A 12,807-nucleotide genomic window follows, 5' to 3' on the forward strand; every position below is an offset into this window, starting at 1 on the left:
TGCCCTGATTTCGATAAGCGGAAAATTGCCGATGGGGCGGGTTATTCCATGCCCTGCAGGAACATTTCCCGTTGCAGACCGTGGCGCTGCATCTTCTCGTTGAGGGTTCTGCGCGGTAGTTGCAGTTCCTGGAGGACGGCCTTGATGTCACCCTTGTGCCGGGTCAGGGCCGCACGCAGACAATGGGCTTCGAACGCCTCTTGCTGCGCGGCCAGGGACTGTCCTGATTCAAGGGCCGCAGGCTCTGCCTGGCTCAGCCCCAGCACCTGACGTTCCGCCGCGTTGGCCAACTCCCGGACATTGCCCGGCCAGTCATGGCTAAGCAGATGGCTCAATTGCGCGCCGCTCAATACCGGCGCTTTGCGGCCCAGGCGTTCGGCCGCCGTGCGGGCGAAATGGCCGAACAGCAGCGGAATGTCTTCCCGGCGCTCGCGCAACGGCGGCAAACGCAGTTCAGCGACGTTCAGGCGATACGCCAGGTCTTCGCGAAAGCGCCCGGCCCGCGCTTCCTCCAGCAGATCCGGTTTGGTCGCGGCGATAATCCGGATATCGACGTTGATGCTCTGGTTCGAGCCCAGCCGTTCGAGGCGTTGCTCCTGCAGAACGCGCAGCAGTTTGACTTGCTGGGCCAACGGCATGCTTTCGATCTCATCGAGAAACAACGTACCGCCGTCGGCGTATTCCAGCTTTCCCACGCGTTTGCCCTGCGCGCCGGTGAACGCGCCGCTTTCATGGCCGAACAGCTCGGCTTCGAACAGTTGCTCCGGGATCGCCGCGCAATTGAGCGCGACAAAGGGTTTGCCGGCTCGAGGACCGAAGTCATGCAGGCAGCGTGCGACCAGTTCTTTGCCGCTGCCCGTTTCGCCGCGAATCACCACGTTGACCGGCAGTTGCGACAGCTCCAGCACTTGTCGGCGCAAGGTTTGCAGACTGGGCGCGACGCCGAGGAGGATCGCGTCCAGCCGGGCCTTGGCGTCGGCTTGCTCGTGCAGACGACGATTTTCCAGGACCAGTTGCCGTTTCTCCAGCGCCCGACGCAGGCTGCTCATCAGTGTTTCCGGGCTGAAGGGTTTCTCCAGAAAGTCGTAGGCGCCGTCGCGCATGGCGTCCACCGCCATCGGCACATCGCCATGGCCCGTCAGCAGAATCACCGGCAAGTCCGGGTCGAGGGTTTGCAATCGGGCCAGAAACGCCAGGCCGCTCATCCCCGGCATACGCACATCGCTGAGGATCACACCGGGGAAATGCTCGGGCAGGGTGGCCAGGCAATCCTCGGCGCGGTTGTGCAGTTGCACGCTAAAACCCGAAAGCGACAGCCATTGCTGCACCGCTTCACGAATGCTGGCTTCGTCATCGACCACAATTACAGAGTTCAGCATGTAGGATCAGGCCTCCGGGTCAGTGGGCAGAATAAGCGTGAACCGCGCGCCATCGCCATGATTGTCGACGCACAGCTTTCCGCCCGATTCGTGAACGATGGCGTAAGACACCGCCAGCCCCAGTCCGAGGCCATCACCGACCGGTTTGGTGGTGAAGAACGGGTCGAAGACGTTGGCCAGATGTTCTTGCGCAATGCCGCCACCGCTGTCGCCGACGGTCAGCCGCCACTGCCGTGAAAGGGGGGCGCGTGGATGCGGCTCGGCATCGATACGCACTTCCAGACGCTTGAGCGGTTTGTCGCGCATGGCATCCAGCGCATTGCGCAGCAGATTGATCAGCACCTGCTCCAGACGGATCGCATCACCGCGCACGTACGCGGGCCGGGTCAGGTGCAAGACTAAGCTGACGCGCTCATCACGCAGCCGAGGTTCGAGCAACAGCAACGCCTGATCGACCACAGCCGCGAGATCCAGCCGCTCACGCAAGCCGCTGGGGCTTTTGCGGGCGAAGGTTTTCAAGTGCCCGGTCAGCGCGGCCATGCGCGTGAGTTGCTGATCGAGCGGGGTCAGTGCCTGATAGGCATCATCGACGCGGCCGTGATCGAGCAACAGGCGCAGGCTGGCCAGTTGCATGCGTTGCGCGGTCAGCGGCTGATTGATTTCGTGGGCCAGCGCAGCGGACATCTGCCCCAACGCCGCCAGTTTGGCCGACTGCACTAACCCGTCCTGAGCCGTGCGCAGGTCGCGAGTGCGTTCTTCGACCAGTTGCTCCAGTTCTTCACGGCTGCGTTGACGCAAGCGCGCCAAGCGCCAGCGCTGATAAAGGAATAGCCCCAGAAACACCAGTGTCAGCCAGGTGCCAGCCGCAGCCAGGGCGGCATTGCGCGTGTCTTCGGCGGGTACCAGCGGGTTACGCAACAGATGCAAGGTCCAGCCTTCGGCGGTCAATGGCAGCGACTCCCACAGGAAGTCCGCCGGACCGTCGGGGCCTTCGACGCGGGTCAGATGGCTGGTGTCGCCGAACTCGCGAATCACCTGGCTATGCAGGGGGGACAGCGGGTTTTTGTCGTACTGGCGGGTGGCGGCCAGTTCGGCGCGATCACTGGCGGAAATCGGCTGTAACTCGCGGAAACGCCAGCCCGGCTGGTTGGCGATGAACACGATGCCCTTGGCGTCGCTGACCAGCAGCAGATCACTGCCCTGGCCCCATTCGCGCTCCAGATTGGGAAACTCCAGCTTCACCACCATCGCGCCGAGAAACTCGCCCGCGTCGTTGGTCACCGCGTTGGACAAAAAATAACCGGGAATGCCACTGGTCACGCCAACCGCATAAAAGCGCCCGACACCCTGCGCCTTGGTCTGTAAGAAGTACGGTCGAAACCCGTAGTTATGACCGACGTAGCTGCTGGGCAAACGCCAGTTACTGGCGCCGATTGCCAAACCGTTGCGGTCCAGCAGTTCCAGAGTCGACGACTGCGCCGCGCTGTTGATCTTCTCCAGCTTGCGATTCAGCGCGTCCTGGGTGCTCGGGCTGACGGGCCCGGTCAGCGCCGAGCGCAGCTCAGGGTCCAGCGCCAGCACGGCGGGCAAGGCGCGATAGCGTTCGATCAGCGTGTGCAGCGTGTTGCCATACAAGGCCAACTGCCCGCTGGCTCGCACGGCGTCGTCGGCCAAGGCATGACGTTCGGTCTGACGTATCGCCAGCACAGCCGCCAACACCGCGCCGGCCAGGATCAGCAGCACATAAATAGACAGACGAAAGGGGCGGGAGGTGAAAGGCATGATGGCGAAAGCAAAAATGAACCGGCAGGCACCTTAGCATGCTGCCGGACTGAGAGTGGTGAGGTACTCCCACAGGGGAATGCAATCTACTGTGGGAGCAGGCCTGCCTGCGAAGAATGCGACGCGGTCCCGAATCAGGACCGCACCCACTTACAACAAATTGAAGCTCTGCTGTTTCACGTCCACGGAGTCGAGACCGATCATCACATCGAACTCACCCGACTCAGCGGCGTATTTCAGCGCAGGGTTGAAGAACATCAGGTCGTCTTCACTGAGGGTGAAGCTGATGACTTTCTCTTCCCCCGCTTGGAGCATGACTTTCTGGAAGTTCTTCAACTCCTTGACCGGGCGGCTGATGGAGGCAGTAACGTCGTGCAGATAAAGCTGCACCACGGTTTCCCCGGCAACCTTGCCGGTGTTTTTCACGGTGACGCTGGCGGTTAATTTTCCACCACGGGTCATGTTTTTATCGGACAGCGTGACCTCGGACAGGCTGAACTGGGTGTAGCTCAGGCCGTAGCCAAACGGAAAGAGCGGACCGTTTGCTTCTTCAAAGTAATGCGACGTGTAGTTGCCGGGTTTGCCAGGTGTGAACGGGCGACCCGTGCCCAAGTGGCTGTAATAGACCGGCAGCTGTCCTATCGAACGAGGGAAGGACATCGCCAGCTTGCCGGACGGGTTGTAGTCGCCGAACAGGACGTCGGCCACCGCATTACCGCCTTCAGTGCCGGGGAACCAGGTTTCCAGCATTGCGTCAGCCTGTTGTTGTTCCTTGACCAGGGTCAGTGGCCGGCCGTTCATCAGCACCAGCACCAACGGTTTGCCGGTGGCTTTGAGAGCCGTGATCAGATCCCGCTGTCTGCCGGGAATATTGAGAGTGGTGCGGCTCGCTGACTCGTGGGACATGCCGCGCGATTCGCCGACCACGGCCACCACCACATCTGCCTGCTGCGCGACCTTGACCGCTTCGGCAATCATTTCGTCGGCCGGACGTGGATCGATTTCAACTTCGACGTTGATGAAGTTCAGGTAATCGATGATTTTCGGATCGTCGGAGACGTTGGCGCCTCGGGCGTAGATCAACTTGGCCTTGTCGCCGACGGCATTGGCCAGACCGTCAAAAACAGTAACCGTTTGTTTCGGCACGCCCCCGGCGGACCAACTGCCCATCATATCCATATGGCTTTGGGCCAGGGAGCCGATCACCGCGATGGTGCCTTGCTTCTTCAGCGGTAAGGTCTGGTTATCGTTTTTCAGCAATACCAGGGTTTTGCGCGCCACGTCACGGGCTTCGTTGCGGTGCAGGCGGCTGTCGGCATTGTTGTCGGCCGGGTCGTGAGCGGCGTTGCCGATGCGGCGATACGGGTCAGCGAACAACCCCATGTCGTACTTGGCGCCGAGCACTTCGCGCACAGCGTTGTCGATATCTTTCTGGGAAATCTCGCCGTCCTTGAGCAGACCTGGCAACTGCTCGCCGTAGGCCGAATCGTTCATGCTCAGGTCAACCCCGGCCTTGATCGCCAGTTTGGCGGCTTCACGCTCATCACGGGCCACGCCATGGCGGATCAATTCCTTGATGGCGCCGTGGTCGCTGATCGTCACGCCCTTGAAGCCCCAGTCCTTGCGCAGCAGGTCTTTCAACAGCCACGTGTTGGAGGTTGCCGGTACACCGTTGATCGAGTTGAGCGCGATCATCACCCCGCCAGCACCGGCATCGATGGCGGCGCGGTAAGGTGGCAAGTAATCCTGAAGCATGCGCGTCGGACTCATGTCGACGGTGTTGTAGTCACGGCCGCCTTCGACAGCGCCGTACAGCGCGAAGTGTTTGACGCTGGCCATCAGGCTGTCGGCGCCGCCGGGGTGCTCACCCCGATAAGCGTTGACCATTACCTTGGCGATGCGCGACACCAGATAGGTGTCCTCGCCAAATCCCTCCGAACTGCGGCCCCAGCGTGGGTCGCGGGAGATATCGACCATCGGCGCGAAGGTCATGTCGATGCCGTCGGCACTGGCTTCGATTGCTGACGTGCGGCCGCTCAAGGCGATGGCGTCCATATCCCAGCTCGCTGCCAGGCCAAGGCTGATTGGAAAAGTCGTACGATGGCCGTGGACCACGTCGTAGGCGAAGAACATCGGAATTTTCAGGCGACTGTTCGCGACGGCGGCCTCCTGCAACGGACGGTTGTCCGCGCGGGTCACCGAGTTGAACGTCCCGCTAATTCTGCCGGCGGCAATTTCCTTGAGGATTTTCGGCTGTGGCATTTCCGGGCCGATGCTGATGAGTCGCAACTGCCCGATCTTTTCATCAAGGGTCATTTGCTTCATCAGGTCGGAGATGAATGCGTTCTTATTGTCCAGCAAGGTGTCGTTTGTCTCGGCCAAAACCGAGTGACTGGCCAGGCCGACTACAAGGCCCAGCAAACACAGCTTATTCATGAATGATTTCTCAAGGCGTTCTTCAGCAACTCACGTTAAGTACTGGTCAGCCAAAATTTGGGGTATTGAGCCTGTTGCGCTTATTGTCGATCAGGGCGAGCCGCCGCTGAATTCTTTGTCGCGCAGAGTATCTTTAGCGCAGCGAGTTTTAGCTTATTGCGCGTTAGCAATCCAGTGTTGGCCGCGGATTATGCCGGGGATCGTCCGATTTGGCTAAAGTCAGTCTGCCGGGCTGTAAGAAAAAGTATTTCGAAAAGGGAGAAAAGAACATGCAAACGCAACGGGGCTACCGCTTCAGTTGGTCCATGACGGCGCTGATGCTGCTGAGTACGTTGCTGGCCGGTTGCGGCATCAACAACATTCCCACCTATGACGAACAGGTAAAAGCCGCCTGGGCACAGGTGCAGAACCAGTATCAGCGCCGTGCCGACCTGGTCCCCAATCTGGTGGAGACCGTCAAGGGCTTCGCCAAACAGGAGCAGACAACCCTGACCGCCGTCATTGAAGCGCGAGCCAAGGCCACGTCGATTCAGGTTGACGCCAGCACCTTGAACGATCCGGAGAAACTCAAGCAGTTCCAGCAAGCCCAGGGCCAGCTCACCGGAGCGTTAAGCCGTTTGATGGTGGTGTCCGAGCGTTACCCGGACCTGAAATCCAACCAGAACTTCCTCGCCCTGCAGTCGCAACTTGAAGGCACGGAAAACCGTATCAGCGTGGCGCGTAAAGACTTCATCGCCTCGGTCGAGCGTTACAACACCGAAATTCGCACCTTCCCCGGTCGCCTCTGGCACACAGTGATGTACAGCGATCTACCGATCCGGCCGAACTTCGAAGCCACTGCAGCTGACTCCGATAAAGCCCCGGAAGTGAAATTCTGATGGGCGCCCTGCGGCTTGCCCTGCTGGGCTTACTGTTGGCTTGCGCCACGGTGGTCCTGGCCGCACTGGTGTTTCCGCCCATGACCGGACGGGTGGTCGATACCGCTCAACTGATCGACGCGCAAACCAGAACGCAGCTGTCGCAAATGCTCGAGGCCCATGAGCAGACGACCGGAGAACAAGTGGTGGTGGTCACGCTGCCCAACCTGCAAGGCACCACCATCGAAGACTACGGCTATCAACTGGGCCGTTTCTGGGGCGTCGGGCAAAAGGACAAAGACAACGGCGCACTACTGATCGTTGCCCGCGATGATCACAAAGTGCGGATCGAGGTCGGTTACGGTCTCGAAGAACGCCTCACCGATGCCCAATCTTCGGTGATCATCAACCAGATCATCGCCCCGGCGTTCAAGGCCGGTAACTTCTCCGGTGGCATCAGCCAAGGCACAGAGGCCATGATTCAAGTGCTGGGTGGCGATCCGCTGGCCGAGCCTGCTCCCGTGACTGAAGGTGATACGGATTCCGGCGATCTCATACAGAATATTCTGTACCTCGGGCTGTTTCTGATCTTCATCTTTCTCAATATGCGTTGGGGTGGGGGCGGTCGTTTCGGGGGTGGAGGCTTCATCAGCTCCGGCGGTTCTGGAGGTTTCGGCTCCAGTTCTGGCAGTAGTGGCGGTTCCAGTGGCGGCGGTGGCAGCTTCGGCGGCGGCGGTGCGTCTGGCAGTTGGTAGTAGGCAGTAGGTAGTTGAAGTGGATACCTCAGGCAGTTCGTCATCAATGGATCAGCGAGTGATTGCACGCTATGGCTTTACTGAATAACGACGAGCAACGTCAGGTCACTGAGGCCGTCCGTCGGGTCGAATTACGAACCGATGCCGAACTGGTCACGGTGTTGGCTGCACGGGCGGATGACTATGCGTACGTGCCGTTGATCTGGGCCGGGCTGGTGGCACTGTTGCTGCCCGGACTGATCAACTATTACCCAGGCTGGCTGAGCGCCAACCAATTGCTCCTGACCCAGATCGCCACCTTCATTGTTGCCGCGCTGATCATGCGCATTCCGTCGGTAACGACCCAGCTGATCCCCCGGTCGGTACGGCATTGGCGCGCCGGTAACCTGGCCCGCCGACAATTCCTCGAACAAAACCTGCACCGTACGATAGGCGGCACCGGCATCCTGATCTTCGTCTCCGAAGCCGAGCGTTACGTAGAAATCCTCGTTGACCGAGGCATCAGCAGCCGTTTGGACGACGGCGTCTGGAAAGCGCTGATCGACGTCTTCACCCAACAGGTCAGCGATGGGCAGACCCTGGAGGGCTTTTTGGGCTGCATCGAAGCCTGCGGTGAGTTGCTGGCCGACCATGTGCCGGTGACGCAGACAAGGAATGAGTTGCCGAATCGGTTGGTGGTGTTGGGGTGAGAGAGGGTATTGCAGTTGCCTGATAGTCTTTGGTGTTTCATCTGACGCCTTCGCGAATAAATTCGCTCCCACAGTTGATTTTTGGCCAGACACAAAACCCTGTGGGAGCGAATTTATTCGCGAAGAGGCCCGGCCTGGCACCGCCAATCGCCAACCCGTAATTAAATTAACCCTGCACCCTCAACCCGCCTAAAATACTCGCCTCGTTATTTCCAGCCCGCCCGAGGCGCTTTCCGATGTCAGCCACTGCAACTCCCACCCAGTCTGTGCCGGATCACCGTGCGCAGTTTTTGAGCCTGCTGGACACCAGTCTGTCCCAGAACTCCTTTATCAAGCTGGTGCTGGCCAAGTACGTCGGTGCCGAGGTTGAGTTGCAGCGGGTGATCATCAAGCTGGCGACGATCAAGGAGCAGCCGTGCCTGTCGTTCGTGTATCGCTACAAAACCCGCGACATCACCAAGAATTTCCCGCTGGCCGAAGGGGTTGAGGTGATCGCCGGTCTGCTACCCGATGCGTTCAAGAACGCGCATTTGTTGTCGCTCACCGACGAAGTGCAGCTGGAGTTCAGCAAGAAAGGCAAAAGTACGCTGTTCAAGGGCAAGGCCCAGCAGGAGCGCGAAGCGCCGTCCGTCGAGCATGATCGCGAGAAAAAGCGCTTTCTGGAACTGAGCCGGCCGTTCTTGACTGACCTGGGCGTGACCAATAAACAGCACGAACTGATCCCGTCCATGTCGCGCAAATGGAAGCAGATCAACAAGTTCATCGAGGTGTTTTCCCACGCCTTGAGTTCGTCGCCGCTGGCGCTGGATCAGCCGATCAAGGTCGCGGATTTTGGTTCGGGCAAGGGCTACCTGACGTTCGCCATCCACGATTACCTGCGCAACAGCTTGCAGGTCGAAGGCCATGTGACCGGCGTCGAGTTACGCGAAGACATGGTCACCCTGTGCAACGCTGCCGCTGCACGTCTGGAGCATCCGGGCCTGATTTTCCAGCATGGCGATGTGCGCACCGTGGCGCCCAGTGCCATTGATGTAATGATCGCCTTGCACGCCTGCGACATCGCCACCGATTACGCGATCCACATGGGTATTCGTTCCGGGGCGTCGATCATCATGTGTTCGCCGTGCTGCCATAAGCAGATTCGCTTGCAGATCCAGAGCCCGACGCTGCTGCGGCCGATGCTGCAATACGGCTTGCACATGGGCCAGCAGGCAGAAATGGTCACCGACAGCCTGCGCGCGTTGTTCCTCGAAGCCTGTGGTTATGAGACCAAGGTGTTCGAGTTCATCTCGCTGGAGCACACCAACAAGAACAAAATGATTCTTGCGGTCAAACGCGCAGAGCCGCTCAAACAGCCCGAGTTGCTGGCGAAGATTCAGGAATTGAAAGAGTTTTACGGCATTCAGGAGCACTGCCTGGAAACCTTGCTCCAGGCAGATGGCTATATCAGCTGATTAGATTCTGGTGCTGATCGGCTTGGACGCAATGACGGTGGTCTTGCGCCCAAGCATCACAGTGGCGATCACACCGGCGGCGAACAACCAGGTAATCGGCTCGATATGCTCACCAAAAAACAGCGCTGAAAAGGCGATGGTGAAGAATATCTGCAACAGCTGAACCTGACTGACGCGGGAGATGCCGCCCATGGCCAGACCGGCATACCAGGCGAAGAAGCCTATGAATTGCGAGAATATCGACACATAACCAAACGCCCACCAGGCGCCTGTCGATATCGGCCCTTGATGCTGCACCATCAGATAAATCACCGGCCCAAGCAGCAGTGGGCTGGACAGCACCAGCGCCCAACAGATTACCTGCCAGCCCCCCATCTCTTTGGCCAGACGGCCACCTTCGGCGTAACCCAAAGCACCGATGGCGATCGCCGCCAGCATCCACAAGTCTCCCGCCTGAATCGTCCCGGCGCCGCTGATCAAGGCATAACTGAGCACCAGCGCACTGCCCAACGCCGCGCAGCCCCAGAAGGCTTTCGACGGCCGTTCATGGGACAGCCACGCCGCGTAGATCGCCACGCACAGAGGCTGTAGGCCATTGACCAATGCGCCGTGGGACGCTGGCAGGGTTTTCATCGCCCAGGCCGACAGCACCGGGAAGCCGATGATCACCCCGAGAATTACCAGGCTCAGTCCTTTGATCTGCGCCCACGTCGGCCATTTTTCCCGTCGCCAGAGCAGCAACACCGCCGCCGGAATCGCTGCCAGCAGCGCGCGGCCTAAACCATTGAGTAGCGGGTGGACTTCCTGGACCACGATGCGGGTCATAGGCAGCGTCAGACTGAAAATAATCACTCCGATCAGGCCTAGGGCCATACCGGTGTTTTCGCGAGAGGACATGATGAAAGCAGAGCCTGTGATTGTGGGGGGCAGAGGCATTCATATAGCCACAAACCGACTATTGACGCCCTCACAGCTGTCGAGAAATTTGTCCATACAGTTGGCGAACTGCTCATACCCCCGACATCTATAGGATGTTCACGGCAGACCGAATGAGGCACCGTAGATAAAAAAGGCCTGAGTGGTCGCACTGAGATGATAATTTTTTTGATCAAGGAAAATCTGAATGCATCTAATCGGAAAACGCTGCGCGGAATATCTCTTGCTTGCCTGCACGGTCTCCTACGGCACTTTCGCGATGGCGACTGCTGAACAGTCGGATATTGATGCCACCGTGCAGGACGCCGCCCAAGCCGTCATGCAGCAATACTCTATTTCAGGCTTGTCCATTGCGGTGACCGCCCATGGCAAGCAACGGTTCTACAACTACGGCGTGGCGTCCCGGCAAACACAGCAGAAGGTGACGAGCGATACGCTCTTTGAAATCGGGTCGATCAGCAAAACGTTCACGGCAACGTTGGCGACTTACGCTCAGGCCAGTGGCCGGCTTTCACTTACCGACAATCCGGGCAAGTACCTGCCTGAACTCCAGGGCAGCAATATCGATAAGATGACGCTGATCAACTTGGGGACGCATACGGCGGGGGGGTTTCCCCTGCAGGTTCCTGACGCCATACAGAACACCGCGCAGTTGATGGACTATTTCAAGGGCTGGCAACCACAGTATGCCCCTGGTACCCACAGAACCTACGCCAACCCCAGTGTCGGGCTGCTGGGCATGATTGCTGCCAAGAGTCTGGAACTGCCTTTCGACGAGGCGATGGAGCAACGACTGTTTCCCTCGCTCGGTATGTCGAACAGCTACATCAACGTACCGGCAAGCAAGATGCCGCTCTACGCTCAGGGTTATGACAAAGAGAATGCCCCGGTCAGATTGAATCCCGGAGTGCTGGCGGCCGAAGCCTACGGGGTGAAAACCAGCGCCAAGGATCTGATTCGCTTCGTCGAGGCGAATATGAGGCGCACGGAGTCAGACCCCATACTTAACCGTGCGATCCTCGATACCCACACGGGCTATTTCAAGCTGGGCTCGATGACCCAGGATTTGATCTGGGAGCAATACAGATACCCGGTAGAGCTCAAGACACTGATAGAAGGCAACTCCAACAAGATGGCTTACGAAACCCATGCCGTTACAGCACTTAATCCGCCTTTACCTCCACAGGACGCCGTCTGGATCAACAAGACCGGCTCGACCAACGGGTTCGGTGCCTATGTGGCCTTCGTGCCGGCGAAGGCGCTCGGCATTGTGGTGCTCGCCAACAAGAATTATCCCAACGAGTCCCGGGTTCGCCTGGCACATCAAATCCTGAGCAAACTGGCTTGCTGCTCGAACGCTCAGGACTGACGCTCAGCGCCCCAAGCCTGATGGCTTTGGTGTCGGCAGGGGTGTGTTCAAGCCTTCCACCGACACCGATAACGCCGGATCGCCCAAGGGGTGGGTCTTGGCATCGAAGAACTTCAGCGTGACGGCCAACCCAGCGAACAGGCTGGTGTAGTGTCGCTTCTGGTGCTGGATAAACGCCTGGCTGCGCGGATAAATGGACAGAGCAATGGTCTTGACCCCGGCCTGTCTGATGGCATCGACAATGTGGCTGTCTTGCTTGCCAAGGGCGTGGCCGAAGATGCACAGCGCGTCTTTATGGCTGGCCAGCTGCGAGTGGCAGAAGGACAGGTAATCCGTGTGGCGGATCATCTTCAGCTTGTTCGCGCAGCTGTCCTCGCTGATGAATATCGGCACGTCATCCAGGGCATTGATGGCGAAACTGCCTAGCAGGGTGCTTTCTGATGACAACAGCTTGCGCACACTGCCGTCGAGGTTCTTCACCAGGTGCAGGCCGCCATGCAAGTAGAGCATGCGCGTGGCCTTGGCGACCGTGTGGCTTGGGTCGAAGGTGGCGTCTTCGCCGAACAGGTCATTGAATTTCTGCGGCGACTGCATCACGGCCCAGTAGCAGAGCAAATCGTAGTTGGTCGAATAGACGGTGCGGTACTGGCTGAGTTCTTGATTGATGCGGGCGAGGGCTTTTTCTTCCACCAGACGCCACGGGATGTGCACCGAACGTATCGCGTGGATCAGGGCTTCTTTGATGGCGAAGTAGCGATTGCGCGGCGACGAAGAGCTGATGGTCAGCGCGGCGTTGACGCGCATGGCGGTTTTCAATGCACTGAGGATCGGCTCGAAGTTGCTGGTGTTCATGGCCTTGAACACCGCGAGCTCGGTTTGGCTCAACGGCTTGTTGCGGGTGGTTTCGGCTTTTTCGAAGAGTGAGTCGTAGGAGAAGTTCTTCCAGACCGCCATGCTCGCGCCGTTCCCGACCAGCAAACCGGAAAAGGGGGTGGCCGCCCGCAGCTCATTCCAATCGGCAAGCTCAGCGTCAAAATCCGTGAATTCCATAATCTCTGTTCGTCGTCGTCAGGTCGGGAAAGTACAGCGCGGGGACTTTATCACGCCTGCCGCTCGATCCCGACGCTGATGGCCGCTATTGCGCCAGATC

At 59.0% G+C, this 12,807-nt stretch carries 10 protein-coding genes; 5 read left to right on the forward strand and 5 right to left on the reverse strand.

Annotated features, from left to right (window positions below):
- Positions 1-41: 41 nt before the first annotated feature.
- The 3 genes from AC1MEE_RS00180 to bglX form a co-directional block, all read right to left on the reverse strand.
- Positions 42-1,379, reverse strand: coding sequence for a sigma-54-dependent transcriptional regulator (locus AC1MEE_RS00180; RefSeq protein ID WP_480413127.1), 1,338 nt, complete (start codon positions 1,377-1,379; stop codon positions 42-44).
- Positions 1,380-1,385: 6 nt separating this feature from the next.
- Positions 1,386-3,161 (reverse strand): ATP-binding protein, encoded by a 1,776-nt coding sequence (locus AC1MEE_RS00185; RefSeq protein WP_480413128.1) that lies wholly within the window; start codon positions 3,159-3,161, stop codon positions 1,386-1,388.
- 150 nt (positions 3,162-3,311) lie between these two features.
- On the reverse strand, positions 3,312-5,597 hold the full coding sequence (gene bglX, locus AC1MEE_RS00190; protein ID WP_480413129.1) for a beta-glucosidase BglX: 2,286 nt from the start codon (positions 5,595-5,597) through the stop codon (positions 3,312-3,314).
- 269 nt (positions 5,598-5,866) lie between these two features.
- On the opposite strand from bglX, the gene AC1MEE_RS00195 reads away from it, so the two are divergent.
- The 4 genes from AC1MEE_RS00195 (at position 5,867) to AC1MEE_RS00210 (ending at position 9,352) form a co-directional block, all read left to right on the forward strand.
- Positions 5,867-6,475 carry a LemA family protein gene (locus AC1MEE_RS00195; RefSeq protein ID WP_480413130.1) on the forward strand — a complete coding sequence of 203 codons (609 nt, stop codon included), beginning with the start codon at positions 5,867-5,869 and terminating at the stop codon, positions 6,473-6,475.
- Positions 6,475-7,209, forward strand: a complete 735-nt coding sequence (locus AC1MEE_RS00200) for a TPM domain-containing protein (protein WP_480413131.1) — start codon at positions 6,475-6,477, stop codon at positions 7,207-7,209. The genes AC1MEE_RS00195 and AC1MEE_RS00200 overlap by 1 nt, the downstream gene beginning before the upstream one ends.
- 71 nt (positions 7,210-7,280) lie before the next feature.
- Complete coding sequence (locus AC1MEE_RS00205; protein ID WP_480413132.1) at positions 7,281-7,898, forward strand: TPM domain-containing protein; 618 nt, start codon at positions 7,281-7,283, stop codon at positions 7,896-7,898.
- Positions 7,899-8,134: 236 nt separating this feature from the next.
- Positions 8,135-9,352 carry a class I SAM-dependent methyltransferase gene (locus tag AC1MEE_RS00210; RefSeq protein WP_480413133.1) on the forward strand — a complete coding sequence of 406 codons (1,218 nt, stop codon included), beginning with the start codon at positions 8,135-8,137 and terminating at the stop codon, positions 9,350-9,352.
- Here AC1MEE_RS00210 and AC1MEE_RS00215 read toward each other — a convergent pair whose 3' ends face one another.
- The gene (locus tag AC1MEE_RS00215) at positions 9,353-10,249 is read right to left on the reverse strand and encodes a DMT family transporter (RefSeq protein WP_480413134.1); all 897 of its coding nucleotides are present in this window, start codon (positions 10,247-10,249) and stop codon (positions 9,353-9,355) included.
- Between the two features lie 226 nt (positions 10,250-10,475).
- Between AC1MEE_RS00215 and ampC the strand changes: the two genes are divergently transcribed.
- Complete coding sequence (ampC, locus tag AC1MEE_RS00220) at positions 10,476-11,657, forward strand: class C beta-lactamase (RefSeq protein WP_480413135.1); 1,182 nt, start codon at positions 10,476-10,478, stop codon at positions 11,655-11,657.
- A 3-nt stretch (positions 11,658-11,660) separates the two neighbouring features.
- Here the strand turns inward: ampC and AC1MEE_RS00225 are convergent, their stop codons facing one another.
- Positions 11,661-12,707 (reverse strand): DUF4917 family protein, encoded by a 1,047-nt coding sequence (locus tag AC1MEE_RS00225; protein WP_480413136.1) that lies wholly within the window; start codon positions 12,705-12,707, stop codon positions 11,661-11,663.
- Positions 12,708-12,807 lie beyond the last annotated feature (100 nt).

The sequence above is a fragment of the Pseudomonas sp. ASL3 genome, from assembly GCF_056680425.1.

Excerpts from the sequence above, each read along its gene's own strand:
- AC1MEE_RS00180 (WP_480413127.1), bottom strand. The coding sequence starts at position 1,379 with ATGCTGAACTCTGTAATTGTGGTCGATGACGAAGCCAGCATTCGTGAA.
- AC1MEE_RS00185 (WP_480413128.1), bottom strand. The coding sequence starts at position 3,161 with ATGCCTTTCACCTCCCGCCCCTTTCGTCTGTCTATTTATGTGCTGCTG.
- bglX (WP_480413129.1), bottom strand. The coding sequence starts at position 5,597 with ATGAATAAGCTGTGTTTGCTGGGCCTTGTAGTCGGCCTGGCCAGTCAC.
- AC1MEE_RS00195 (WP_480413130.1), top strand. The coding sequence starts at position 5,867 with ATGCAAACGCAACGGGGCTACCGCTTCAGTTGGTCCATGACGGCGCTG.
- AC1MEE_RS00200 (WP_480413131.1), top strand. The coding sequence starts at position 6,475 with ATGGGCGCCCTGCGGCTTGCCCTGCTGGGCTTACTGTTGGCTTGCGCC.
- AC1MEE_RS00205 (WP_480413132.1), top strand. The coding sequence starts at position 7,281 with ATGGCTTTACTGAATAACGACGAGCAACGTCAGGTCACTGAGGCCGTC.
- AC1MEE_RS00210 (WP_480413133.1), top strand. The coding sequence starts at position 8,135 with ATGTCAGCCACTGCAACTCCCACCCAGTCTGTGCCGGATCACCGTGCG.
- AC1MEE_RS00215 (WP_480413134.1), bottom strand. The coding sequence starts at position 10,249 with ATGTCCTCTCGCGAAAACACCGGTATGGCCCTAGGCCTGATCGGAGTG.
- ampC (WP_480413135.1), top strand. The coding sequence starts at position 10,476 with ATGCATCTAATCGGAAAACGCTGCGCGGAATATCTCTTGCTTGCCTGC.
- AC1MEE_RS00225 (WP_480413136.1), bottom strand. The coding sequence starts at position 12,707 with ATGGAATTCACGGATTTTGACGCTGAGCTTGCCGATTGGAATGAGCTG.